The organism is Streptomyces sp. NPDC090032 (genome assembly GCF_044748025.1).
Lineage (GTDB): Bacteria > Actinomycetota > Actinomycetes > Streptomycetales > Streptomycetaceae > Streptomyces.
On the sequence record NZ_JBIVFF010000005.1, the window covers coordinates 388,946 to 413,517 of the forward strand.

Consider the following 24,572-nt stretch of genomic DNA (forward strand, 5'->3'; position numbering starts at 1 on the left):
TGGTCGTCCGTTTCACGTGAAACACGCGACCACCCGGCCCGTCGGCGTTGTCAGAGCTGGAGCTTGAAGCCCACATGTGACGCCTCGAAACCCAGTCGCTCGTAGAAGCGATGGGCATCGGTCCGGGTGGCGTCGGACGTCAGCTGTACCAACTGGCAGTTCTGGCGGCGGGATTCGTCGATGGCCCACTCGATGAGCAGTGTGCCGAGCCCGCTGCCACGCTCGTCCGCGTGAATGCGGACGCCCTCGATGATCGAGCGTGTGGAGCCCTTCCGCGAGAGCCCGGGGATGACGGTGAGCTGGAGGGTGCCGACAGTGCGCCCCTCGCGCACGGCGACGACCAGGTGCTGGTTGGGGTCCGCGGTGATGCGGGCGTGCGCCTCCAGGTATGGCGTGAGGTCGTCCGGTGACTCGCGGCGGGCGCCCAAGGGGTCGTCCGCCAGCATCGCCACGATGGCCGGGACGTCTGCGGCGATGGCAGGCCGTATTTCAAGATCTCCCATGGCCGCAGCCTATGCGGCCATGGGTAGGTGGCCCCGGCCTGCCCGGTGCCGGCGGCCCCGCGTCCTTGCCGGCTCGGCGCCTCAGGCCGGGACGCGTACGGCTTCCACCGCGCGGACCAGCGGGGCGAGTTCGGGGTTCTTCGCCGCTTCGTCGAGTGCTTCGCGCAGGGCGGAGTCATTGGTGGGCCGCGCATCGGCGAGGAGGGCCAGACCGGCCTCGCTCACGTTCGTGTAGATGCCGCGCCGGTCGGTCGGACAGAGATAGCGGGCCAGTAGACCGCGGTCTTCAAGACGCGTCACCAGGCGCGTGGTGGCGCTCTGGCTCAGGACGACGGCGTCGGCGACCTGCTTCATCTGCAGGTGACCCCCTTCGCCGTCGTGCTGGCGGCTGAGGACATCAAGGAGCGAGTACTCCCGCACGCTCAGGTCGTGCTTCGCCTGCAGAGCGCGCTCGATATGGGTCTCGATCCTCCCGTGGAGCAGAGAGAGGGTGCACCAGCCCTGGGCCAGGGCGGTGAGTGCGGGGTCTGTGGCGGTCATGGCTCTAGTTCCTCCATCCCGATGCGGCTGAACCCAGGATAGTCCACGTGTGAAATTGTCCGCGCTTGCAAGTAGTGCGCGTCTGCAAGTATTGTGAACGCACGCAAAGCGCACCTGCAACAGTTTGGGAAGGTGAACCCTATGCCTCTCGCGCTTCTGGCTCTCGCGATCGGGGCCTTCGGGATCGGAACCACGGAATTCGTGATCATGGGGCTGCTCCCAGAGGTCGCGGGTGACTTCGGCGTCTCCATCCCCACGGCCGGATTCCTGGTGACCGGCTACGCCCTCGGCGTCATGTTCGGCGCCCCCCTCATGACGATTCTGGGCACCCGCATCTCGCGCAAGCGGATGCTGCTGCTCTTGATGGTTCTGTTCATCGTGGGCAACGTGCTCTCCGCGGTGGCGCCCGTCTTCCTCGTCATGGTGATCGGCCGCGTGGTCGCCTCACTCGCGCACGGCGCCTTCTTCGGAATCGGCGCGGTCGTCGCGGCCGAGCTGGTCGCCCCCGAGAAGAAGGCCGGAGCCATCGCCATGATGTTCACCGGCCTGACCGTCGCCAACGTCGTCGGCGTACCCCTGGGCACGCTCATCGGCCAGAGCGTCGGCTGGCGCGTCACTTTCCTGGCCGTCGCCGGGCTCGGAGTCGTCGGACTGCTCGGCATCGCCAAGCTCGTCCCCGACGTGCCCAAGGCCGAAGGCGTCCACCTGCGGCACGAGCTCGCTGCCTTCAAGAACGTCCAGGTCCTGCTGGCGATGGCCATGACAGTGCTCGGCTTCGGCGGAGTCTTCGCTGCCATCACCTACATCGCGCCGATGATGACGCACGTCGCCGGTTACGCCGACACGTCGGTGACCTGGCTCCTCGTCCTGTTCGGCCTCGGCATGGTCGCGGGCAACCTGATCGGCGGAAAGTTCGCCGACCGCAAGCTGATGCCGATGCTGTACGTCGCCCTGAGCGGGTTGGCCGTCGTGCTGGCCCTGTTCACGCTGACCGCCCACAACAAGGTCCTGGCGGCGATTTCCATCGCGCTGATCGGCGCACTCGGTTTCGCCACGGTGCCGCCGCTGCAGAAGCGGGTCCTCGACCACGCCCACGGCGCTCCCACGCTGGCCTCCGCGGTCAACATCGGCGCCTTCAACCTCGGCAACGCCCTTTCGGCCTGGCTCGGCGGCCTGGTCATCGCGGCCGGCCTCGGCTACACGGCCCCCAACTGGGTCGGCGCCGTCCTCGCCGCCGCCGCGCTCGTCCTGGCCGTCGTGTCCGCCGGCCTTGAGCGCCGGTCCAAGGTCTCGAGCCCGGTTGTCGCAGGCGCGACGCCGGAAGGGACCCGGCAGGCGGAACCCGCTCACAGCTGAGCGGCCACCGCTCACCTCACCCCACCCGCAGGGCCACCGTCGTCCCCGCACCTGTTCCACCGCACAAACCCGCAAGGAGAACCCCCTCATGAGCACCACCACCACCGCAGTCGCGCCGCTGACCATCCAGGACGCGGAGATCCTCGTGACCGCCGCCCGTCGTGCGGCCGAGTCCGCCGGAGTGACCGTCAGCGTCACCGTCCTCGACGCCGGCGGACACCTGCTCGCCTTCCGTCGCGACGACCAGGCCGTGCTGATCTCCGGCGAGACCAGCACCCGCAAGGCGTACACCGCCCTCCAGCTGAACGCCCCGACCGCGGACCTCGTCGACCTGGTCAAGCCCGACGGCCCCTTCCACAGCCTGCCGACCGCCCTGGACCGGCCGCTGCTCTTCATCGCGGGCGGCATCCCCGTCCACCGCGACGGGCGTCTCATTGGCGCCATCGGTGTCGGTGGCGGCGCACCGGAGCAGGACCACGGGTTCGCCACAGCAGCCGTGACGGAGCTCGTCTGAAGCTGAACGAGACGTAGGCGCGACGCGTCTCCCCAGACAGAAGTCCGCCCCCGGACACCGTGATCCCACAGTGTCCGGGGGCGGACTTCGTCGTGTGCGCTGCCCGGTCCAGCTCAACCCGCGGCGACCGTCAGGGGCGCGAAACGGCGTGTCCAATCGCCGGGGAGGCCGGGGGTGCCGTAGGTCATCACGGCGTTGAAGGCCTGGGACTCCACCCCCCGTGCCTTGATCCACGCCAGCAGTTCCTCGTGGCGCACGTCGATGTCGGTACGCAGGGGGCGATCCGTTCCGGCGGCGAGCGAGGTGACGAGGGCCTTCGCCGTCTCGGTGTCGCGGGCGATCAGCGGGCCGATGACGTGGGTGTCCATGTTGGGCCAGGCGGCCGCGAATCCGATGAGTTCGCCACCGTCCTCGGCCACGCGCAGCTGGTCGGCGAAGGCCGGCAGGCGGGTCAGGACGTGGGTGCGGTCGGGGCCGAAGACCTCCGCGTCCAGACGAAGGATGGCCGGGAGATCCTCCGCGGTCGCGGCGCGCGTGGCCACGGACGGCGTCGCTCCGCCGGGGGCGAAATGCCCCCGCACCATCTCCGCGCGCCCGGTGACCTTGAAATCCAGCCCCTCGTAGAGCGGGCGGCCGTACGGGGTCGCGTGCAGGGTGAGCGGTGTGGTGTCCGCCTGCTCGACGACGTACTGCATGAGGCGGCGGCCGATGCCGCGACGGGCGTGGCGTTCGGCGACGAGCACCATGCCGATGGCGCTCAGCGTGGGCCGGTTCGGCGGGCCGTAGTCGGTCACCACGCAGGCGCTCACCAGGCCCTCGTCGGGGTCGTCGATGCCGTAGCCGGTGCCGGCCGAGAGCAGCAGGCCCCATTTGTGTTCCTCGCGGGGCCAGCCGCGGTCCTCGGAGAGGTCGGCGCACGCCATGAGGTCGCGCGGGGTGAGTCGGCGGATGGGCAGATCAGAGAGCGGAGGTGTCGACACGCAGGTCAGGCTGTCTGACGCAGCCGGTCCGCGTCCACCGCTTTGCGGGCAGCAAGCTGCTGCTTTCGGCCACGTCGCGTCAGTCCCCACGGCTTGAGGACCGAGATCACCGTCATGAAGAGATAGGCGGTCAGGGAGACGATGGGACCGGCCACCAGATCGCTCGGTCGAGGCAGCGGAGTACCGGCCGTGACCGCCGCGACCGCGGCGTTGGCGCCGGGACGCAGGGCGAAGATCGAGGCGGCGGTTGTGGCGAGCGTGAGCCAGAACTTGGCGTAGACCCAGCGGTGCCGTGCGAGGCCCCAGGGCGTTCCCAGCGACAGCAGCAGGCCGCTCAGCAGAGTGAGCAGGGCGAGTGGGATCACCAGCCAGTCCGTGAAGACCTTCATGGCGCGGCAGGCGCCCTCGACCATCGGATCGGAACCCGTGGTGATCGCCGTGACGGCGAGCGCGAGCAGACCGAGCGTGAGCCCCAGCCAGCAAGCGGAGGACGTCACGTGGACGACGAGGGTGGCCCGGCGTGCGGGACGGCGTAGTTTCACGTGAAACACCGTGCCGGGAGTGGCCTTCGAGGGCGTCCGACAGAGGGAGTAACCCCGCGTACTAGCCTCGGCGTACATGGCAAGACTGCATCTCTTCGATCTGGACGGAACGCTGCTGCACGGCACGTCGGCGCCCGTGGAAATCTCCCGTCAACTGGGGTTCGAGGCCGAGGCGGTGGCCCTGGACCGCGAGATCGGCGCTCAGCGCATCGGTCCGCCGGAGTACGCGCGGCGGGTGCACGCCCTGTGGGCGGGGCTCACGCCCGACCACGTGACGGCCGCGTTCGAGGGTGCGCCGTGGCTGACGGGAATCCGGGAGACCTGGGCGGAGATACGGGCGCGCGGTGAGTACTGCGCTGTGGTCTCGCTCTCGCCGTCGTTCTTCGTGGAGCGGCTGACGGGGTGGGGCGCCCATGCGGCATACGGTTCGCGCTTTCCCGCGGTGCCCTTCGCCGAGCCCGTCGACCCCACGGGCCTTCTCAGTGCCGCGGCGAAGGTGAAGATCGCGGACCTGCTCTGTGAAAGGTTCGGGGTGCCCCGGGCCGATTGCATTGCCTACGGCGACTCGTTCTCCGATGTGGAGCTGTTCGGCGCCGTGCCGGTATCGGTCGCGATCAATGCGGATCAGCACGTCGCGGGTCTGGCGACCCACTCGTATGCAGGCCGCGATCTGCGGGAGGCGTACGAATTGGTACGGCACACCCGCTAATTGAGGGATTGCAGGGGCATATCGCCTGTCGAATTCCTTGCTGGGCAAGGGGGACTTGTGCGTTTGGCGGGTGCCGGTAGGGTCGACTCCGGTCCGAGGCAGGCGCGCCCGGCGCAACCCGGACCATGCACGCAGGCCAAGACAGCCTAACGGGACGGAGAGATCGAAGACCTGCTATTTCCGCTATGTGGCTTGCGGGATCGCGCCGGATGGCATGCTGGGTGAGGAACTGCGGGCAATGTCACATTCCTGCCTTACTTGTCCGTAGCGGGCCGGAATGCGGGTTCACTTGGGCCGCCGCATTCTGTCGCGGCAGAACGGGGAAAGAGCGACTTCCGATCGCGGAAGTACGCAGACCGACCGAAAGATGTTCGAGGCGAGGCACAGCATGGACGCTCCGACCACTACGTCGGCCGACTCCGGCTCCGGCGGCGGGGGCGGTTGGTTCACTCCGCGCAAGGCGCCGCCCACCGGCCCGAGCCCGGACCAGGAGACGCCGTCAGAGGGGCGCAAGGTCACGCCGATACGGCCTGTCGGCCGACCCGATCGAATATCGGACGGCCACGTGGAGACGGTGCCCGCGCAGGGCCCCGCCCCGGCGACGGAGGCCGCACCCGCCCCCCAGCACGCGTCAGCACCTGGCCCCACCCCGCCTCAGGCGTCGCCCTACGGGAACGCGCGCCCTCAAGCCGCCCGGCACGGGCAAGGATCGAGCCCCGCGCAGCCACCGCACTCCGCACCCCCGGCACCAACGGCGCCCAGGGCAGAGACCACCCCCCGCCCGGCTCCCGCGCCCGAGGCCTCCCCCGACACCCGGCTCATCCGCCGCACACTGGAGGAGGTCGGCCCCGACGCCGACAAGGTCACCTCGTACTTCTACGCGCTGCTCTTCGTGCGCCACCCCGAACTCCGGCCCCTGTTCCCCGCCTCGATGGACACCCAGCGCGACCGGCTGCTCAAGGCGCTGCTGATGGCGGCCGAGCACGCGGACAACAAGAGCGTTCTCGTCCCGTACCTGAAGAACCTGGGCGGCGGGCACCGCAAGTACGGCACGCAGCCCGAGCACTACCCCGCCGTCGGCGAGTGCCTGATCGGCGCGCTGTCCCGGTACGCGACGACGACCTGGGACCAGGAGACGGAGGCGGCCTGGGTGCGCACGTACACGACGATCTCCCAGGTCATGATCGACGCGGCGGCGGCGGACGAGCTGCGCGCGCCCGCGTGGTGGTACGGAGAGGTGGTCTCGCACGACCTGAGGACCCCGGACATCGCCGTGGTCACGGTCCGGCCCGACCAGCCGTACCCGTTTCTCGCCGGGCAGTACACGAGCGTGGAGACGCCGTGGTGGCCGCGGATCTGGCGGCACTACTCCTTCGCCTCGGCGCCCCGTTCCGACGGGCTGCTCTCGTTCCACGTGAAGGCCGTTCCGGCGGGGTGGGTCTCCAACGCGCTCGTGCACCGTGCCCGCCCGGGCGATGTGATCCGCCTCGGCCCGCCCTCCGGTTCGATGACGGTGGACCACAGCTCCGACAGCGGGCTTCTCTGCCTCGGCGGTGGCACCGGCATCGCGCCCATCAAGGCCCTCGTCGAGGATGTCGCCGAGCACGGCCACCGGCGCCCGGTCGAGGTGTTCTACGGGGCTCGCACCGACCACGACCTGTACGACATCGACACGATGCTGCGGCTGCAGCAGACCCATCCCTGGCTGGCGGTCCGTCCGATCGTCGATCAGCAGGCCCATCTGCAACTGCCCGACGCGGTGCGCGAGTACGGCCCCTGGAACGAGTACGACGCCTATCTCTCGGGTCCGCCCGGCATGATCCGCAGCGGTGTCGACGCCCTGCGGGACATAGGGATCCCGGTGGACCGGATCCGCCATGACTCCGTGGAGGAACTCGTCGTGACCGGCAACTGAGGCCGGCGGCCGAGCACCCTGCAGACGGGCCCGTGCGGAAGCGGGCAACCAAGACCCGAGGCTCCGCCCCGTCAGCCCAGGTCAGGCGCGTGCATCGCCCGTACGCCCTCGATGTTGCCGTCCAGATAGTGCCGCAGGGACAGAGGGACGAGATGGACCGAGGCGATGCCGACGCGGGTGAAGGGCACCCGCACGATCTCGTACTCGCCGCACGGCTCCTCGATCTCGGGGCCGTGCCGCTGGCTGAGGTCCATCGACTCGAGTCGGCAGACGAAGAAGTGCTGGACCTTCACGCCGGTGGCGCCGCCGTCCTCGCTGATGTGCTCCACGGTGTCCACGAAGCAGGGCACCACATCGAGGATCTTGGCGCCGAGCTCCTCGTGCACCTCGCGGTGCAGGGCGTCGACGACGGTCTCGTCCTCGGGTTCGACCCCGCCGCCGGGGGTCAGCCAGTACGGATCCATGCCGGGCTTGGTCCGCTTGATCAGGATCAGGTCGTTGCCGTCGAGCAGGACGGCGCGTGCGGTGCGCTTGACCACGGGTCGGACGGTCATGGGAGGAATGTGGCCCCGCCGGTTCCACGTGAAACATTCCGTACCGACCTGGCCTCAGTCAATCAGCACCAATCGACGGCGGCACGCAGCAGCCACTCGTGCGCCCGCGCGATGTGTGGCATGGCCAGCGTGCCCGTACGCACGACAAGGAAGTACGTCCGCAGCGGAGGCACCGGGGGATCGAGCAGCGCCACGACCTCGCCGCGCTCCAGAGCCGGCGCGCAGAGGTAGCGCGGGAGCACCGCCAGCCCGGCCCCAGCGATGGTGCAGGCCAGCACCGCGCGTAGATCCGGCACGATGACCGTGCCCGAGGTGGCCGGGCGTGAGTCGAAGACGGCGGCCCAGTAGCGGGCCACGAACGGCAGCGACTCGTGCGCCTCGACCAGCGGCAGATCCTTCAGTGCGGCCGCGCCGTCACGGCGCAGGGTGCCCGGCCCTATGCGGGCGGCCCACCGCGGTGCGGCCAGCAGGACGTGCTCCTCGTCGCACAGCGGAGTCGCGGTGAGCAGGCCGCCGCGTGGGCGGGCCGTCGTGATGACCAGATCATGATGTCCGGCACCAAGGCCCTCGAGGACTTCCTCGGCGTTGCCGAAGGAGGCGCGCAGGGCGAAGCTCTGGCCGTCGTCACGGGTGAGCGCGGTGAGGGCGGGCAGCGCGCGCTCGGCGGTGAACTCCGGCGGACCCGCGAGGTGCAGGGTGCGGACCGGCGACTCCTCGTCGATGCCGGTCTCGGTGATCTCCACGAGGGCGTCGAGGTGCGGAGCGGCCTTGTGGGCGAGCTCGTCTCCGATGGAGGTGGGGGTCACGCCACGTGCCTGGCGCAGGAACAGCGGGCGGCCCAACTGCCGTTCCAAGGTGCGGATCTGGGATGTCACCGCGGGCTGCGAAAGGCCGAGCAGGGCGGCGGCCCGCGTGAAGGAGCCCGCCCGGTGCACGGTCACGAACGTGCGCAGCAGGGCGAGATCCATGGCGGTGTCCTCCCCTCGCGGCCCCCGGGCCGGTCCCAACTATAAATATGTCGATAGGTCTCTGTCGCTACTGTGATTGGACACTGACACAGAGTCAACTAGCCTTATGCGCGCGGTTCTTAGCGCGCAGGAACCGGGGACGGTCCGAGCCACGAGGGGGGAGGCTCGGGCCGTCCATTGTGCGTAGCCAGGGATGAGGCCGATGCCGCGACGGGCACGAAGTGGCCCCTGAGAGGCCTTAGGCGGCCGTCTCGTCGAGCGCGCGCAGCACATCGGCCACCAGGTCGTCCGGGTCCTCGGCGCCGGCGGAGAAGCGGATGAAGCCCTCCGGGACATCGTCCCCGCCCCAGCGGCGACGGCGCTCGGCGGTGGACCGCACGCCGCCGAAACTCGTCGCGTCGTCCACCAGCGTCAGGGCCTCCATGAACTGCTCGGCACGCGCGCGCGTGGGCAGCGTGAAGGAGACCACGCATCCGAAGCGCCGCATCTGCTGCGCGGCGATCTTGTGCGAGGGGTCGTCGGGCAGACCCGGGTAACGCAGGCCCTCGATGTCGTCGCGGTCGCGCAGGGCGAGAGCGAGCGCGAGCGCGTTGGCGTTCTGCCGCTCCGCCCTCAACTGGAGCGTGGCGAGCGAGCGATGGGCGAGCCAGGCCTCCATCGGGCCGGGGATCGCACCGACGATCTTGCGCCAGCCCCGAACCGAGGCGGTCAGCTCGGCGTCGCGGCAGGTCACGTAGCCGAGCAGGATGTCGCCGTGGCCGGTGAGCTGCTTGGTGCCGCTGGCCACGGAGAAGTCGGCGCCGAGCTCCAGGGGGCGCTGGCCGAGTGGTGTGGCGAGCGTGTTGTCGACCGCGACCAGGGCGCCACGTGCGTGTGCCGCTTCGGCGAGCCGCCGCACGTCGCACACGTCGAGGCCGGGGTTCGACGGCGTCTCGATCCACAGGAGCTTCGCGCCGTCCAGGACGTCGAGCTGGGCGTCGCCGCCGGTGGGTGCGGTGCGGACCTCGATGCCGAACGCCGTGAGCTGCTCGCGGACGAGCGGGAACACCTGATAGCCGTCGCTCGGCAGAACGACCACGTCGCCGGCCTTGAGCTGCGAGAACAGCACCGCTGAGATGGCGGCCATCCCGGAAGCGAAGACGAGGGTGTCGACATCCTCCTGGCCGGGCGCCTCGAGTTCGCCGATGGCCCGCTCCAGATGGGTCCACGTCGGGTTGTCATCCCGGCCGTACGTATAGGGCCCCGAGACATCGCCCGGCAGGTGGAAGTGTGCTGCGAAGACAGGCCCTGGGAGCGTCGGATCGTTCTTCGCGGCTTCGGGCAGCCCCGCCCTCACTGCCCTTGTACCGTCCCCGATCTGCGCCGATTGCGTCATGTCGCCCGTCCTTCCAGTGCTGCGCGTACCGCGTCGAGCAGACCATCGCTCGCCGACTCCACCATTCTCAGACATTCCTCGAAGCCATCGATACCGCCGTAGTACGGGTCCGGTACGTCCAGATCTGTTCCGGCCGAGGGGTCGTACGAGCGCAGCAGGCGGACTTTGTCGGCGTCCTTCGGGGTCGGCGCCAGGCGACGCAGGGTGCGCAGATGCCCGGCGTCCAGGGCGATCACCAGATCGAGCCGGGAGAACCACGAGGCGCTGAACTGCCGGGCGGAATGGGCACTTTCATAGCCGCCGTCCGACAGCACGGAGACGGTGCGGTGGTCGGCACCGTCTCCCTCGTGCCAGCCGTCGGTGCCCGCGCTGTCCACCTCCACGAGGCCGTCGAGCCCGGCCTCGTGGACGCGCGCGCGGAAGACCGACTCGGCCATGGGCGAGCGGCAGATGTTGCCGGTGCAGACGAAGCACACACGGAAGGGCATATCGGCCGGTCTCAGTCCTTGTCGTCGGGCAGCACGACGTTCAGCGCCCAGGAGACGACCGAGATGATCAGGCCACCGAGGACGGCGGTCCAGAACCCGTCGACGTGGAAGCTCAGGTCGAACTGGTCGGCCAGCCACGAGGTCAGCAACAGCATCAGGGCGTTGACCACGAGCGTGATCAGGCCGAGCGTCAGGATGAAGAGCGGGAAGGTGAGGACCTTCAAGATGGGCTTGACCAGGAAGTTCACCAGGCCGAAGAGCAGCGCCACGATGATCAGCGTGCCGACCTTCTTGCCGGTGCTGTCACCCGTCAGCGTGATCTTGTCGAGCAGCCACACCGCGACGGCGAGGGCCCCTGCGTTGGCAATCGTCTTGACTACAAAATTCTTCATGTGTCTGATCGTGGCAGACGAGACCGGATCATGAGAGTGGCCCAGCGAGGCCGCTCACAGGCAAGGGGCGGACAAGAGGGATGAAGGCATTCCGGTTGGACGAACTGGAAGCGGAGCGTGCCGCGAACGACGGCGCGTATCTGCAGTTCCTGCGGGAGCGGAACATGTCGGCCGGGCTCTACGCCCTCGACGCGGGGGACCAGGACCCGCAGCAGCCGCACCAGCAGGACGAGGTGTACCTCGTCGTCAGCGGTCGCGGATCGCTCACTGTCGGCATGGAGACGACCCAGGTGGCGCGCGGCAGCGTCGTGTATGTGCCGGCCGGGGTGGCCCACAAGTTCCATCACATCAGCGAGGACCTGCGGGTTCTGGTGGTGTTCTCTCCGCCTGAGAGCTGACGGAGGGGCTCGGGGTTCCCTAGGGGGTTACTCAGGGGACGACAAGGGGTCCGCGGTCCCCACGGGGCGCCTCGGCATGCCAGCATCGAATGCAGAAGCCGTATCGAAGCGATACAGCTCGGGAGAGAGGTAGGGACGATGGCAGTGCGAGAGATCTTCACGGGTATGCCGTGGTGGGTGAAGTGGGTCGCGGTGCCGGTCATCGCCCTGGTCGTCTTCGGCGGGCTGATAGCCAGCGTCGTGGGCTTCGTGATCGGTCTGCTCTTCAAGGTGCTGGTCTTCGTGGCCGTGGTCGGTGGACTCATCTACGTCGTACGGAAGTTCATGGCGGGCTCTTCCTCGCGCAGCGACTGGTAACACCGGGCAACGGTTCGCTCAGTACAGGGCAACGGTTCGCTCGCGCGGGGGAAGTTTCCCCGCGCGGCACGCTTGAAGTGGTGGCCAGGGCTAGAGTCCGGAACTCGACGGCCGCACCCCCGTGATTCCCGAGAAGCGGGGGGAGACCCCACGCGCTTCGGGAGTGAACCTTGGCCACGGCTGAACCGCTTTCCGCCGCCCCGTCGTCCGCCGACATCACGTCCCCCGACGGCATGTCTGCTGACGCCATGTCCCCACCCGCGGTACCCCCGCCCCTCGGCTGTCGCACGCACACCTACGACGACGCTCACGCCGAGGGCACCACCGGCGCCCCGCCCACCCTCATCGGCTCCGTCCAGCGCGCGATGCGCCTCCTCGAGGCCGTCGCGTCGCACGAAGAGGGAGCGCCCGCCAAGCAGCTCGCCCGGGAGGCCGGCCTCGCGCTCCCCACCGCGTACCACCTGCTGCGCACGCTCGCCCATGAGGGCTATCTCCGCAAGGAGAAGGGCCTGTTCGTCCTGGGTGCGGCGGCCGAGCGGCTGAGTAGCAGCGGAGCGCAGCAGAATCGTCGCGGCATGATCACCGACGCACTGCAGCACTGGCGCGACGCCATCGGGGTCCCGGTGTACTTCTCGGTCTACCGCGAGGGCGAGATCGAGGTTGTGGCTGTCGCCGACACGCCCGGGAATCCCGCGGTCGCGGAATGGGCCGACTTCCGCGAGACGGGGCACGCTCACGCGATCGGCCAGTGCCTCCTCGCCCAGCTCGACGACGAGAGCCGACGCGATCACCTCGACCGCTATCCCGCGTATTCGATCACCCCGTACACGGTGCGCGACGACCGCTCGCTGCTGCGGCGGCTGAACGGCCTGGGGCGGATGCAGCCTGTGGTGGAGCGCCAGGAGTACGCGTTGGGCACGGTCTGCGCCGCGTTTCCCATCACCGTCGGGTCCACCGCGGCGACGATGGCGGTTTCGCTTCCGTCCCATCAGGCCGGTCGTCTGCTGCCCGCGGCACGGCAGTTGCAGAACGAAGTCGGCAAACTCGTAAGGACACTCGCCTTCTCTATCAGCATCTGAAAACTCACTCCTTGTGATCCCGCATGTACGTTAAGCAAGATGCGAAGGTGTCGGGAAGGTTGTTCCCGCCCGATCGACGGCAAATTGACGGGGTAGGCGATGCGCGAGTCGGTACAGGCAGTACAAGCAGAGGTCATGATGAGCTTCCTCGTCTCCGAGGAACTCTCGTTCCGCATCCCGGTGGAGCTGCGGTACGCCGCCGCTGATCCCTACGCCGTGCGGCTGACCTTCCACCTCCCCGGGGACGCCCCGGTGACCTGGGCCTTCGGTCGAGAGCTCCTGGTGGACGGGGTGGCTGGTCCCTGCGGCGACGGTGATGTGCGCATCGAACCGGTGGAACTGGCGGGCAGCCCGGGCGAGATGCCGGGCGAGGTGCACATCCGGCTCCAAGTGGGCGGTGACCAGGCGCTGTTCAGAGCGGGTGTCGCTCCCCTCGTCGCCTTCCTGGACCGCACCGACAAGCTCGTCCCGCTCGGCCAGGAGCGGGCGCTCGCCGATTTCGAGGCGCATCTCGACGAGGCACTCGACCGGATTCTCGCCGAGGAGCAGAGCGCCGGCTGACGGGCTCCAGAAGTCCGTGGGCGATCAACTGATGTAACGCTTCAGCAGAGTGGCGCCTTAGGGGTGCCCACGCAGAGGTTCAGCGCTTCCGTCGCCGGCCCCTTCCTCCGCGTGCCGGACCGGCCGCGGCAGCGGACGGGGGCCCCGGACGGTCGGCGGAGACCACCAGAGCCGCGAGCGCGGTCGTCAGCGGCACCGAGGCGACCAGGCCGATCGAGCCGACCAGGGTCCGCACGATCTCCTCGGCGACCAGCTCACTGTTGGCGACGGTTCCCACACTGCTCTGTGCGATCGAGAAGAGCAGCAACAGCGGTAGGGCCGCGCCCGCGTACGCCAGGACCAGCGTATTGACCACGGACGCGATGTGGTCGCGACCGATCCGGATGCCCGCGCGGTACAGGGCGCGCCGGCCCATCGTCGGATCGGCCTGGTGCAGCTCCCACACGGCCGACGTCTGCGTGACCGTCACATCGTCAAGCACGCCGAGCGAACCGATGATGACGCCGGCGAGCAGCAGACCGCTCATGTCGATGTGCGGGTAAAGCCCGTGGATCAGGCCCGTGTTGTCGTCGGTGTTGCCGGTCAGCGCGGCCCAGTCGATGAACCCCGATCCGAGGACGCCGATCAGGAGCAGCGACACGAGAGTGCCGAGCACCGCGACCGAGGTACGGGCCGTCAGACCGTGGCACATATAGAGCGCGATCAGCATGATGGCGCTCGCCCCGACCACCGCCACCACCAGCGGATTCGAGCCCTGAAGGATCGCGGGCAGGATGAAGAAGGTCAGCACCATGAAGCTGACGGCCAGCGCGACGAGCGCCATGACGCCGCGCAGCCGGCCCACGACGACCACGGCCAGCGCGAAGATCCCGGCAAGCACCGCCATCGGGAGCCTGCGGTTCACATCGGTGACGGAGTACTGGAGTTCCTTGGGCGCGTCGGGCGCGTAGGCCACGATCACCTTCTGGCCGCCGTGCAACTGCCGTGGCGAGTCCGGCTGCACGATCTCCGTGAACGTACGCCCGGTGTCCTTGCCGCTGTCCACACGGACGGTCGCCTTCCCGCACGTGCCCTTCGCCTGCTGTTCGGCGGACTGGCCCTCGGCGGTCGACGTGTCGCCGGTCGGGGTCTCGCCCGAGGCGTTCACGGACTTGCAGTCGACCTTGTCGACCTGGGTGACGGTGCCCTGTTGGGTCTGCCGGTCGAAGCCGACGCCCGTGCGGGCGTGGGGCGGGGCGCCTCCGGGCCAGAGAACCACGAGGCCGACGACGACCGCGACGGAGAACGGGATGAGCACCGCGGCGATGACCTTACGCAGATGCTTGGAAACGGGCGCAGCGGGGCCATGGCTGTGGGAATGCCCGTGTCCGGAGTTCCCCTGGTCATGGGGAGGATGCGGCGGCGGAGGGGGAGGCTGCTGCGTGTTGGTCACCGCCCGATCATCGCAAGAACGGCGGGGGCCCTCTGTTCAGCACGCCAGAAATGACGCTAGCGTGGGGGCACCTTTGCACACGCGGGAGCTCGGAGCACCGGGCTGAGAGGGCGCTGACCTCCGCTTCGGCGATGTTTCACATGAAACATCGCCTGACGGAAGCCGCTGCGTCGACCGCCGAACCTGTTACCGGGTAATGCCGGCGTAGGGAGTAGGTCTCATGACCACATCGGACGCACGCACGCCTGCCTCCAACCTGTCCGCAGAGGCGGGTGAGGCCGGGAAGTCCATCGGCTGGCACAAGGGGTACGTCACGGGCTCACGCCCCGACCTTCAGGTGCCGGTCCGCCAAGTGCACCTCACCAACGGCACGGCGGTCACGCTGTACGACACGTCCGGGCCGTACACCGATCCGAGCGTCGACACCGACGTCCGCAGGGGCCTTGCGCCGCTGCGGGAGAACTGGATCATCAGCCGCGGCGACACCGAGGAGTACGCGGGCCGCCCGGTCCGCCCCGAGGACGACGGCATCAAGCACACCTCGCCGCGCGGCGGTCTGCGCAACCTTGACGCGGTCTTCCCCGGCCGCCCCCGCCAGCCGCGCCGCGGGCGTGACGGACAGGCGGTGACCCAACTCGCGTACGCCAGGCGCGGGGAGGTCACGCCCGAGATGGAGTACGTGGCCATCCGGGAAAATGTGGAGCCCGAGGTCGTCCGCGAGGAGATCGCCGCGGGGCGCGCGGTTCTGCCGGCCAACGTCAACCACCCGGAGATCGAGCCGATGATCATCGGCAAGCGATTCCTGGTGAAGGTAAACGCCAACATCGGCAATTCCGCGGTCACTTCATCCATCGAGGAGGAGGTGGAGAAGATGACCTGGGCGACCCGCTGGGGCGCCGACACCGTCATGGACCTCTCCACCGGCCGCAACATCCACACCACGCGCGAATGGGTCCTGCGCAACTCCCCCGTCCCGATCGGCACGGTCCCGCTCTACCAGGCGCTGGAGAAGGTCGACGGCCGTGCCGAGGAGCTGACCTGGGAGATCTACAAGGACACGGTCATCGAGCAGGCCGAGCAGGGCGTGGACTACATGACGGTCCACGCGGGCGTGCGGCTGCCGTACGTCCCGCTCACCGCGAACCGCAAGACGGGCATCGTCTCGCGCGGTGGTTCGATCATGGCCGCCTGGTGCCTGGCGCACCACAAGGAGAGCTTCCTCTACGAGAACTTCGCGGAGCTCTGCGAGATCCTCGCGGCGTACGACGTCACGTACTCGCTGGGTGACGGCCTGCGGCCGGGCTCGATCGCGGACGCCAACGACGAGGCGCAGTTCGCCGAGCTGAAGACGCTCGGGGAGCTCAACACGATCGCGAAGAGCTTCAACGTGCAGACGATGATCGAGGGCCCCGGGCACGTCCCGATGCACAAGATCAAGGAGAACATCGACCTTCAGCAGGAGGTGTGCGAGGAGGCGCCCTTCTACACACTCGGCCCGCTGACGACCGACATCGCCCCTGCGTACGACCACATCACCTCCGGCATCGGAGCCGCGATGATCGCGTGGTGGGGCACGGCGATGCTCTGCTACGTCACGCCCAAGGAGCACCTGGGCCTGCCGAACCGTGACGACGTCAAGACCGGCGTCATCACCTACAAGATCGCGGCCCACGCGGCGGACCTCGCCAAGGGGCACCCGGGCGCGCAGGAGTGGGACGACGCCCTCTCCGACGCGCGCTTCGAGTTCCGCTGGGAGGACCAGTTCAATCTGGCCCTCGACCCGGACACGGCACGGGAGTTTCACGACGAGACGCTCCCCGCCGAGCCGGCGAAGACGGCCCACTTCTGCTCGATGTGCGGGCCGAAGTTCTGCTCGATGAAGATCTCCCAGGACATCCGCCGCCAGCACGGCGGGACGAAGAGTGAGATCGAGGAGGGCATGGCGGAGAAGTCCAAGGAGTTCGCCGCCGCCGGCAACCGGGTCTATCTGCCGATCGCGGACTGACCTCACCCGCGCTCATACGGGCCTACGCCCTGTTCGCCGACCGCCTTTCGCGACCGGTGGACAGGGCGGGACCATGGCCGGTCGGACCTAGTCCGGCTGGTGTTCCGGGCCTCCGAAGTCGGGGCTTGTGAAGTCCGGGCTTGAGTACCTAGGGACCGCGGGGGAGGTGCCGTCGGCGCCCCCCGGGCTGCTGAATCCGGGCCTGTTGTACCCGAGGTGGGGCATACGGCCCGCGGGTCCGTGGCCGCCCCCGCGGTTCGCCGGGGCCGGTGGAGGTTCCGCGAGAGCCTCCCGGAGGAACGGCAGGATGCCGCGCTCCAGGAGCACAAGGCACCAGGCTTCTCTGGCCCGGTCCACCTCCTCGTTCGACTCGGTGTGCGCGCCGGCCTGCAAGGACGTCGCGCCGTTGCGCAGAGCGGTGAGCAGCAGGCCCACGCCGGCAACGAGGATTCCCGCCACGGTGAGCGCGCCGAACACCCAGCCGACCGTCAACAGGGTCTGGGCGAAAGCCGGTTCCGGATCGAGCATCTTCAGGATGTAGCCGACGAGCAGGAAGATCGCGGCAGCCGTCCCGGCGAGCACGGGGGCGAGGACGGCGACGACGGCGATGACACCGGCGCCGGTCGTCTCCGTCACCTCGCCCACGGTGGCGGCCAGTCCGATCGAGCCGCCGGACTCCGCGGAACTCTCTCCCTCGCGCAGCGGACGTACGGGCCGCGGCGCGGCGCGCAGGTCGGCGCGGACCTTCACGTAGTTCTGGTACTCGGTCGCGGCGGCGGCCGCGATCAGTGCGGTGGCGTTGAGCGCCATGGTGCGCAGTTGTTCGGCGTTGAGCCGCTGACCCACTGCGGCGAGATCAGGGCGGTCCGGTGCGGTACGCAGCGCATCATCGAGGATCCGCTCGAACTCGGGGCGGTCCTCGTTCAGCAGGTGCGGAGCGCTGTTCATGTGCATCCCCCGATGCTCCGTAGGGCTTGGGGGCTCGCATGGGTGCGAGCCGTCGGGCAGAAACGGAGGGGAGCCTGCTACGGATAAGCCGATGGTAGAGCGGTGACGGCACGCGGTGACAGGGGGTTTCCCGAATTCGGCCCGGTGGCCGGACTGAGCCCCCGTTCGGTGCGCCTGCCCGGGGAACGCCTAGCTATCCATGGGGAGTTGCTGGACCAGCAGCTTTCCGGCCATGGTCACTCCGCCGTCCATCGCGATCGCGAGTCCGCCCGCGTACACGTGCGGGCCCTCGATCAGCGGGCGGCTGTCCTCGTCCGCCGCGTCCTCGGTGCCGACCTCGCCGAGGAGGTACGGGATGGGGCTGTGGCCGTGGACGACGCGCGCGCCGCCGTAGGCCTCGAGGAGCTCGCGCACGGCTTCGGGTCCGGACCCGTCGCGGAACGCGAAGCGCTTGGTGAATTTGCGGAAGAGGTCCCAGCACTCGTCCGCGTCGTTACGCGTGAGGGTCTCGCGGACCGTGTCGTTGACCGCCTCGATCGAGTCGCCGTAGTCGAGGTACGCGGTCGTGTCGGAGTGCATCAGGAGGTGGCCGTCCTCCAGCTCCATCGCGTCGAGCCGGGACATCCACTGCAGATGGACGTCCTGGAGGCGGTCCATGTCCGACTTCTGTCCGCCGTTGAGCAGCCATGCCGCCTGGAAAGTGGCGGTGCCGGCGCCCGAGTTGACCGGGGTGTCGCCGAAGCGCTTGGCGCCGAGGAGGAGCAGTTCGTGGTTGCCCATGAGGGCCTTGCAGTAGCCCCCGGCGGCGGCGGCCTCCGCGGACAGCCGCATCACGAGGTCGATGACGCCGATGCCGTCGGGCCCGCGGTCGGTGAAATCGCCGAGGAACCACAGCCGGGCGGTGCCCGCCGACCAGCTGCCCTCGGCGTCGATGAGGCCCTGCTCGTACAGGGCGGCGATCAGCTCGTCGAGGTAGCCGTGCACGTCACCGACGACGTACAGCGGGCCGAGTCCGTCGGCGGGACGGGGCGCCGGCTCGGTGTCGATCCGCACCTGGACCGTGTCGCCGCGGTTGATGACGGGCAGGTCGCGCTGGGTCGGCGTGTACCCGTCGGGCTGGTCGAACGCGGGGTCCTGAAGGGACGGTTCAGCGTACGAGGGCTCCGAGAACCTGGGCTCCTGGTACGCGGGATCCGGCTCCGCCTGCGCGGGCACGGCAGGGGCCGGTGGAGCGGGGTCGTGGCCGGGCTCCTGGACGTATGCCGGTACGTCGTGGACGTACGCGGGAACGCGGAAGTCGCGCAGCGTCGCCGTGCGCACCTCGGGTCCCTGACCGGCCCCCTGAGTCATCGACCCCTCCACCACCATTGCGCCGCCTCTGCACCCGATCGGACTGCCTGGTCGCAGCGGCCCGCGGTGTCGTGCGCCCATCATAGGAATGCGGCTCGCGCTGTGTGATGCACCAGGGGTGGTGAATCGGATCCGGGCTGCTGTTCACCGTGCTTTTCTCCCGAATTGGTACGGGCTTTTCCGGATGGTCTTCGGGGTGACCACCCGGAAGCCGTCGTTCAGCCGTGTCCCGGCGAGCGGGGCGGGCTGACCGTCGTGCGGGGCGGACGACGCTGGGACGAGGTCCGGACGATGAGTTCCGTCGGTATCACCTGCTCGACCGGCTGGTCCGATTCAACTCCTTCGATGGCGTCGATCAGGAGCTGGACGACCGCGGTGCCGATCCGCCGCGGCTTGAGCGAGAGGGTCGTGATGGGCGGTTCGGTGGTGGCGTAGACGGTCGACTCGCTGCAGCAGACGAGCAGCAGGTCCTCGGGGACGCGCAGGCCGTACCGGCGGGCGGCGGCGAGCAGGTCCGTGCCGTTGGGGTCGAAGAGTCCGTACACGGCGTCGGGCCGGTCGGGGCGGGCCAGGAGCCGGTCGGCGGCGACGGCCCCCGCGCACGGGTCGTGCGCGGGATAGGACTCGTACACGGGTTCCTGTCCGATCCGCTCGCACCAGTGCAGATACGCGGAGGTGGACAGATGGGTGTACGTGTCCGTGGTCGTGCCGGTGAGCAGTCCGATACGGCGGGCCCCCGCGGCGGCGAGGTGGTCGAGGATGCCGAGGACGGCGGCCTCGTGGTCGTTGTCGACCCAGGCGGTGACGGGGAGCGTGCCGGCGGGGCGCCCGTCGGAGACGACGGGCAGGCCCTGGCGGACCAGCTCGGTGACCACCGGGTCGTGGTCGGACGGGTCGATGACGACGGTGCCGTCGAGGGCGACGTTCGACCAGACGTCATGGCGTGAGGTGGCGGGCAGGATGACAAGGGCGTAGCCGCGGGCGAGCGCCGCCGAGGTGGCGGCTCTCGCCATTTCCGCGAAGTACGCGAATTCGGTGAAGGTAAAAGGTTCATCCCCGTAGGTGGTGACGGTCAGGCCGATCAGGCCCGACTTTCCGGTACGGAGCGTTCGGGCCGCCGCGGAGGGGCGATAGCCCAACCGGTCGGCGACCTCGCGGACACGGCGTCGGGTGGCGTCCGGAAGCCGACCCTTACCGTTGAGCGCATCGGAGACAGTCGTGATGGAGACCCCGGCGGCGGCGGCGACATCTCTGATGCCCGCCCGCACCTGCCGGGTGCCTCGGCGGGTGGTCTCTGCCCGGCTCACCTGGTGCTTCCCTGCTGCTGTCATGGCGAGCCGATAGTAGGGCTCATGCGGCGTGGTGGCGTGAGTGCATATGCACGCGTTGACAGGCACGTTTCTGCATGGCGAAACAAAGTCAATGACCTTGGAAATCAAGGGAGTTGAAGGCATCGACGCTAGGAGGTCACTTGTCGGCGCGCATGGGCCTGCCAAGTCGGCGATGTTGCGAGTAGGTCTCAACTCACCTTCACGGGGGATGCGCGCCACGGCGTGAGCCACCGGCGCGCGCCTGGGAAGGGAGCGCTCCCCCTCCTCCGTACGCCTACGAGAGGTCCGCGGCCGTCGTCATGGGTGGTGTCGGACGACCGCCCGGGATGTCGGAGGCCCCGGCCCATTGGGGTCCGCCGTGAATCCTCTTAAGGTGAGCAGTATTGAAATGGTGGTCGCGAGGAGGACTGCGGTGAGCGAGACGAGCCCCAAGCTGCGTGCCGAGCTGGAGGGTATTCCCACCTACAAGCCGGGCAAGGCTGCCGCGGCCGGTGGACCGGTGGCGTACAAGCTGTCCTCGAACGAGAACCCCTATCCGCCGCTTCCCGGCGTGATGGAGAGCGTGGTCGCGGCGGCCGGTTCCTTCAACCGTTACCCGGACATGGCCTGCACCGGGCTGATGAACGAGCTGGCGGAACGATTCGCTGTGCCGGTCACGCACCTGGCCATGGGCACCGGCTCCGTCGGGGTCGCGCAACAGCTGCTCCAGGCGACCAGCGGCCCCGGTGACGAGGTCATCTACGCCTGGCGGTCCTTCGAGGCGTACCCGATCATCACGCAGATCAGCGGCGCCACGGCGGTGGAGGTGCCGCTGACGTCCGGCGAGGTCCACGACCTCGACGCGATGGCCGACGCGATCACCGACCGCACGCGCCTGATCTTCGTCTGCAACCCGAACAACCCGACCGGCACGGTGGTGCGCCGGGCCGAGCTCGAGCGGTTCCTGGACCGGGTCCCGAGTGACGTCCTGGTCGTGCTCGACGAGGCGTACCGCGAGTTCATCCGCGACGCCGACGTGCCGGACGGCGTCCAGCTCTACCGGGACCGTCCGAACGTCGCGGTCCTGCGCACGTTCTCCAAGGCGTACGGTCTCGCGGGCCTGCGGGTCGGCTTCGCCGTCGCCCATGAGCCGGTGGCGGCCGCGCTGCGCAAGACGGCCGTGCCGTTCGGCGTGAGCCAGCTCGCGCAGGACGCGGCGGTCGCCTCGCTGCGGGCCGAGGACGAGCTGCTCGGCCGGGTCGGTTCGCTGGTCTGCGAGCGCAACCGTGTGGTCGAGACGCTGCGGGCGCAGGGCTGGACGGTGCCGGAGACGCACGCGAACTTCGTGTGGCTGCGGCTGGGGGAGCGCACGGCGGACTTCGCCGCGGCGTGCGAGCAGGCCGGGGTGGTCGTACGGCCGTTCGCCGGCGAGGGGATGCGGGCCACGATCGCGGAGACCGAGGCCAATGACGTCTTCCTGAACACGGCGGCGGCGTTCCGCAAGGAGCTGTAGCCGAGGGCGGCTGTGGCCGCCCTGGAGCGCGGTGGGGGTTCCCCTGAGTAAGGGGGGACCCCCCTTCTGCTGTCCAGAGCCGGTAGTACATAATGCTTGTGAATGTGAACGCTTTCACAAGCGTGTCCGGTTGATCCGGAGAGCAGTGGGATTTAAGGGGCAAATTGCCGCTGGACCACGGCGACTTAAGGAGATGACGCAGTGGACCCGACGTTGATGGCTCTGGCGCCGGAGACTTTGGCGCGATGGCAGTTCGGCATCACGACCGTCTATCACTTCCTTTTTGTCCCCCTGACCATCTCGCTCGCCGCGCTGACGGCGATCCTGGAGACGGCCTGGGTGCGGACGGGCAAGGAGCACTACCTCCGGGCGACCAAGTTCTGGGGCAAGCTGTTCCTGATCAACATCGCCATGGGTGTCGTGACCGGCATCGTGCAGGAGTTCCAGTTCGGCATGAACTGGTCCGACTACTCGCGCTTCGTCGGCGACATCTTCGGCGCTCCGCTCGCCTTCGAGGCGCTGATCGCCTTCTTCTTCGAGTCGACCTTCATCGGCCTGTGGATCTTCGGCTGGGACAAGCTCCCGAAGAAGCTGCACTGCGCCACGATCTGGCTGGTGTCCATCGGCACGATCCTGTCGGCGTACTTCATCATGGCCGCCAACTCGTTCATGCAGCATCCGGTCGGCTACCGGATCGTGGAGCGGGACGGCACCAAGCGCGCCGAGCTGACCGACTTCGCCGCCGTGCTCTTCCAGGAGACGGTGCTCGTCAACTTCTGGCATGTGATCAGCGCGTCCATCCTGGTCGGCGGCGCGTTCATGACCGGCATAGCGATCTTCCACCTGCGCAAGGAGCAGCACATCCGCACCATGCGGATGTCGCTGCGCCTCGGCCTGGTCACGGCCATGGTCGGCACGCTCCTCACCGTCGTCAGCGCGGACACGCTCGGCAAGGTGATGTACGAGCAGCAGCCGATGAAGATGTCGGCCGCGGAGGCGCTGTGGGACACACAGAAGCCGGCGCCGTTCTCGATCTTCGCGTACGGCGATGTCTCCAAGGGCCACAACACCGTCGCCATCGAGGTCCCCGGAGTGCTGTCCTTCCTCGCCAAGAACGACTTCAACGCCGAGATCCCCGGCATCAACGACATCAACAAGGCGGAGCAGGAGAAGTTCGGGCCCGGTGACTACCGGCCCAACATCCCCACCGCCTACTGGTCGTACCGCTGGATGATCGGCTTCGGCGGGGTCTCGATGGCCCTGTGCGCGGCGGGCCTGTGGCTCACCCGGCGCAAGTTCTGGCTGGCGCCGGAGTACCGCACCGGTGAGGACGAGGTGCCCAGGCTGATGCTCACCAAGAACAAGGAGCTGATGCCGAAGCTGGGCATCTGGTGGTGGCGCCTGTCCCAGTGGACGCTGATCTTCCCGATCATCGGCATCTCATGGGGCTGGATCTTCACCGAGACCGGGCGCCAGCCGTGGGTGGTCTACGGCGTGCTCAGGACCAAGGATGCGGTCTCCCCCGGCGTCTCGCAGGGCGAGGTCCTCACCTCCCTGATCGTGTTCGCGCTGGTCTACGCAGTCCTCGCCGTCATCGAAGTGAAGCTGATGGTCAAGTACGTCAAGCAGGGGCCGCCCGAACTCACCGAGGCCGACCTCAACCCGCCCACCAAGATCGGCGGCCCTGGATCCGGAGCGGATTCCGGCGACGCTTCCGATGCCGACCGGCCCATGGCCTTCTCGTACTGAGACTGAGGAGCTGCTGAGGCATGGAACTTCACGACGTCTGGTTCGTACTCATCGCGGTCCTGTGGATCGGCTATTTCTTCCTGGAGGGATTCGACTTCGGGATCGGGGTCCTGACCAAGGTCCTCGCGCGTGGCCGCACCGAGCGGCGCGTCCTGATCAACACCATCGGACCCGTCTGGGACGGTAACGAGGTGTGGCTGCTGACAGCCGGCGGTGCGACCTTCGCCGCCTTCCCCGAGTGGTACGCCACGCTCTTCTCGGGCTTCTACCTGCCGCTCCTGATGATCCTGGTCTGCCTGATCGTGCGCGGTGTCGCCTTCGAGTACCGGGCGAAGCGGCCCGAGGAGAAGTGGCAGACCAACTGGGAGCACGCGATCTTCTGGACCTCGCTGATCCCGGCGGTCCTGTGGGGCGTGGCGTTCGGGAACATCGTGCGCGGCGTGAAGATCGACGCGCACAAGGAGTTCGTGGGCAGCTTCTGGGACCTGCTCAACCCGTACGCCCTCCTGGGCGGACTGGTGACGCTGACACTGTTCACCTTCCACGGTGCGGTGTTCGCCTCGCTCAAGACGGTGGGCGACATCCGGGTGCGGGCGCGGAAGATGGCGCTGGGTCTCGGTCTCGTGGCCGCGGTCCTCGCGCTCGCCTTCCTGATCTGGACGCAGGCCGACAAGGGCGACGGCTCCTCGCTGATCGCGATGATCGTCACGGTGGTCGCCCTCGTCGGCGCCATCGGTGCCATCAAGGCGGGGCGTGAGGGCTGGTCGTTCGCGCTGTCCGGGATCACGATCGCGGCAGCCGTCGCGATGCTCTTCCTGACGCTGTTCCCGAACGTCATGCCGTCGTCGCTCGACCCGGACTGGAGCCTCACGGTCACCAACGCCTCGTCGAGCCCCTACACCCTGAAGATCATGACCTGGTGCGCGGCGGTGGCGACGCCCATCGTGCTGCTCTACCAGTCGTGGACGTACTGGGTGTTCCGCAAGCGGATCGGCACCCAGCACATCGCCGACGCCGCGCACTGAGCCCCTGAC

General features: G+C 68.7%; 25 protein-coding genes and 1 riboswitch. Of the genes, 12 read left to right on the forward strand and 13 right to left on the reverse strand.

The genetic code is table 11. The features are described from left to right. Positions 1-50 precede the first annotated feature (50 nt). Together ACIPWY_RS14475 and ACIPWY_RS14480 are read right to left on the reverse strand one after the other, a co-directional pair. Positions 51-503, reverse strand: a complete 453-nt coding sequence (locus tag ACIPWY_RS14475) for a GNAT family N-acetyltransferase (RefSeq protein ID WP_362907784.1) — start codon at positions 501-503, stop codon at positions 51-53. A gap of 81 nt (positions 504-584) precedes the next feature. After that, positions 585-1,043 (reverse strand): MarR family transcriptional regulator, encoded by a 459-nt coding sequence (locus tag ACIPWY_RS14480; protein ID WP_362907785.1) that lies wholly within the window; start codon positions 1,041-1,043, stop codon positions 585-587. A 141-nt stretch (positions 1,044-1,184) separates the two neighbouring features. Here ACIPWY_RS14480 and ACIPWY_RS14485 point away from each other — a divergent pair, with 141 nt between their 5' ends. After that, positions 1,185-2,399, forward strand: a complete 1,215-nt coding sequence (locus tag ACIPWY_RS14485) for an MFS transporter (RefSeq protein ID WP_362907786.1) — start codon at positions 1,185-1,187, stop codon at positions 2,397-2,399. An 88-nt stretch (positions 2,400-2,487) separates the two neighbouring features. Further along, the gene (locus ACIPWY_RS14490) at positions 2,488-2,913 is read left to right on the forward strand and encodes a heme-binding protein (protein ID WP_362907787.1); all 426 of its coding nucleotides are present in this window, start codon (positions 2,488-2,490) and stop codon (positions 2,911-2,913) included. 113 nt (positions 2,914-3,026) lie between these two features. Here ACIPWY_RS14490 and ACIPWY_RS14495 read toward each other — a convergent pair whose 3' ends face one another. After that, positions 3,027-3,893: a GNAT family N-acetyltransferase gene (locus tag ACIPWY_RS14495; protein WP_393699247.1), complete on the reverse strand. Its 867-nt coding sequence runs from the start codon at positions 3,891-3,893 to the stop codon at positions 3,027-3,029. Between the two features lie 5 nt (positions 3,894-3,898). After that, positions 3,899-4,435, reverse strand: coding sequence for a DUF2269 family protein (locus tag ACIPWY_RS14500; RefSeq protein WP_362907789.1), 537 nt, complete (start codon positions 4,433-4,435; stop codon positions 3,899-3,901). A 76-nt stretch (positions 4,436-4,511) separates the two neighbouring features. Between ACIPWY_RS14500 and ACIPWY_RS14505 the strand changes: the two genes are divergently transcribed. Next, the gene (locus ACIPWY_RS14505) at positions 4,512-5,144 is read left to right on the forward strand and encodes an HAD-IB family phosphatase (RefSeq protein ID WP_362907790.1); all 633 of its coding nucleotides are present in this window, start codon (positions 4,512-4,514) and stop codon (positions 5,142-5,144) included. A 388-nt stretch (positions 5,145-5,532) separates the two neighbouring features. Beyond that, a complete protein-coding gene (locus tag ACIPWY_RS14510) occupies positions 5,533-7,059 on the forward strand; it encodes a globin domain-containing protein (RefSeq protein ID WP_362907791.1) in 1,527 nt (508 codons plus the stop codon). Between the two features lie 71 nt (positions 7,060-7,130). On the opposite strand, the gene ACIPWY_RS14515 is transcribed toward ACIPWY_RS14510, so the two are convergent. The 5 genes from ACIPWY_RS14515 to ACIPWY_RS14535 all read right to left on the reverse strand — a co-directional run bounded on the left by ACIPWY_RS14515 (position 7,131) and on the right by ACIPWY_RS14535 (position 10,836). Then, positions 7,131-7,613, reverse strand: coding sequence for an NUDIX hydrolase (locus tag ACIPWY_RS14515; RefSeq protein ID WP_362907792.1), 483 nt, complete (start codon positions 7,611-7,613; stop codon positions 7,131-7,133). 62 nt (positions 7,614-7,675) lie between these two features. Continuing rightward, entirely contained in the window at positions 7,676-8,581 is a 906-nt protein-coding gene (locus ACIPWY_RS14520; protein ID WP_362907793.1) for a LysR family transcriptional regulator, read from the reverse strand. Positions 8,582-8,819: 238 nt separating this feature from the next. Then, positions 8,820-9,956 carry a cystathionine gamma-lyase gene (locus ACIPWY_RS14525; protein WP_393699243.1) on the reverse strand — a complete coding sequence of 379 codons (1,137 nt, stop codon included), beginning with the start codon at positions 9,954-9,956 and terminating at the stop codon, positions 8,820-8,822. Then, a complete protein-coding gene (locus ACIPWY_RS14530) occupies positions 9,953-10,444 on the reverse strand; it encodes a low molecular weight protein-tyrosine-phosphatase (protein WP_383890024.1) in 492 nt (163 codons plus the stop codon). The genes ACIPWY_RS14525 and ACIPWY_RS14530 overlap by 4 nt, the downstream gene beginning before the upstream one ends. Positions 10,445-10,455: 11 nt before the next feature. Beyond that, a complete protein-coding gene (locus ACIPWY_RS14535) occupies positions 10,456-10,836 on the reverse strand; it encodes a phage holin family protein (RefSeq protein WP_362907796.1) in 381 nt (126 codons plus the stop codon). An 80-nt stretch (positions 10,837-10,916) separates the two neighbouring features. On the opposite strand from ACIPWY_RS14535, the gene ACIPWY_RS14540 reads away from it, so the two are divergent. The 4 genes from ACIPWY_RS14540 to ACIPWY_RS14555 all read left to right on the forward strand — a co-directional run bounded on the left by ACIPWY_RS14540 (position 10,917) and on the right by ACIPWY_RS14555 (position 13,231). Continuing rightward, positions 10,917-11,234 carry a cupin domain-containing protein gene (locus tag ACIPWY_RS14540; RefSeq protein WP_362907797.1) on the forward strand — a complete coding sequence of 106 codons (318 nt, stop codon included), beginning with the start codon at positions 10,917-10,919 and terminating at the stop codon, positions 11,232-11,234. Between the two features lie 144 nt (positions 11,235-11,378). Beyond that, positions 11,379-11,591 (forward strand): DUF5326 family protein, encoded by a 213-nt coding sequence (locus ACIPWY_RS14545; protein WP_362907847.1) that lies wholly within the window; start codon positions 11,379-11,381, stop codon positions 11,589-11,591. 248 nt (positions 11,592-11,839) lie between these two features. Beyond that, positions 11,840-12,670 carry an IclR family transcriptional regulator gene (locus tag ACIPWY_RS14550; protein ID WP_383890260.1) on the forward strand — a complete coding sequence of 277 codons (831 nt, stop codon included), beginning with the start codon at positions 11,840-11,842 and terminating at the stop codon, positions 12,668-12,670. 99 nt (positions 12,671-12,769) lie between these two features. Next, the gene (locus tag ACIPWY_RS14555; protein ID WP_362907799.1) at positions 12,770-13,231 is read left to right on the forward strand and encodes an SsgA family sporulation/cell division regulator; all 462 of its coding nucleotides are present in this window, start codon (positions 12,770-12,772) and stop codon (positions 13,229-13,231) included. Between the two features lie 79 nt (positions 13,232-13,310). Here the strand turns inward: ACIPWY_RS14555 and ACIPWY_RS14560 are convergent, their stop codons facing one another. Next, positions 13,311-14,663: a YibE/F family protein gene (locus ACIPWY_RS14560; protein WP_393699240.1), complete on the reverse strand. Its 1,353-nt coding sequence runs from the start codon at positions 14,661-14,663 to the stop codon at positions 13,311-13,313. Between the two features lie 71 nt (positions 14,664-14,734). Continuing rightward, positions 14,735-14,891, forward strand: a riboswitch (TPP riboswitch). Here ACIPWY_RS14560 and thiC point away from each other — a divergent pair. Further along, positions 14,884-16,668, forward strand: a complete 1,785-nt coding sequence (gene thiC / locus ACIPWY_RS14565) for a phosphomethylpyrimidine synthase ThiC (RefSeq protein ID WP_362907801.1) — start codon at positions 14,884-14,886, stop codon at positions 16,666-16,668. Its footprint overlaps the riboswitch before it by 8 nt. A gap of 87 nt (positions 16,669-16,755) precedes the next feature. Here thiC and ACIPWY_RS14570 read toward each other — a convergent pair whose 3' ends face one another. From ACIPWY_RS14570 to ACIPWY_RS14580, 3 genes are all read right to left on the reverse strand, one after another. Next, complete coding sequence (locus ACIPWY_RS14570) at positions 16,756-17,622, reverse strand: hypothetical protein (RefSeq protein ID WP_401533329.1); 867 nt, start codon at positions 17,620-17,622, stop codon at positions 16,756-16,758. A 183-nt stretch (positions 17,623-17,805) separates the two neighbouring features. After that, a complete protein-coding gene (locus tag ACIPWY_RS14575; protein WP_393699759.1) occupies positions 17,806-18,981 on the reverse strand; it encodes a metallophosphoesterase in 1,176 nt (391 codons plus the stop codon). A 203-nt stretch (positions 18,982-19,184) separates the two neighbouring features. After that, positions 19,185-20,297, reverse strand: a complete 1,113-nt coding sequence (locus ACIPWY_RS14580) for a LacI family DNA-binding transcriptional regulator (RefSeq protein ID WP_362907804.1) — start codon at positions 20,295-20,297, stop codon at positions 19,185-19,187. A gap of 412 nt (positions 20,298-20,709) precedes the next feature. Here ACIPWY_RS14580 and hisC point away from each other — a divergent pair, with 412 nt between their 5' ends. From hisC to cydB, 3 genes are all read left to right on the forward strand, one after another. Beyond that, positions 20,710-21,789, forward strand: coding sequence for a histidinol-phosphate transaminase (hisC, locus tag ACIPWY_RS14585; protein WP_362907805.1), 1,080 nt, complete (start codon positions 20,710-20,712; stop codon positions 21,787-21,789). Positions 21,790-22,005: 216 nt separating this feature from the next. Further along, entirely contained in the window at positions 22,006-23,538 is a 1,533-nt protein-coding gene (locus ACIPWY_RS14590; protein ID WP_393699757.1) for a cytochrome ubiquinol oxidase subunit I, read from the forward strand. A gap of 20 nt (positions 23,539-23,558) precedes the next feature. Further along, the gene (gene cydB, locus ACIPWY_RS14595) at positions 23,559-24,563 is read left to right on the forward strand and encodes a cytochrome d ubiquinol oxidase subunit II (protein ID WP_393699236.1); all 1,005 of its coding nucleotides are present in this window, start codon (positions 23,559-23,561) and stop codon (positions 24,561-24,563) included. Positions 24,564-24,572: the final 9 nt, after the last annotated feature.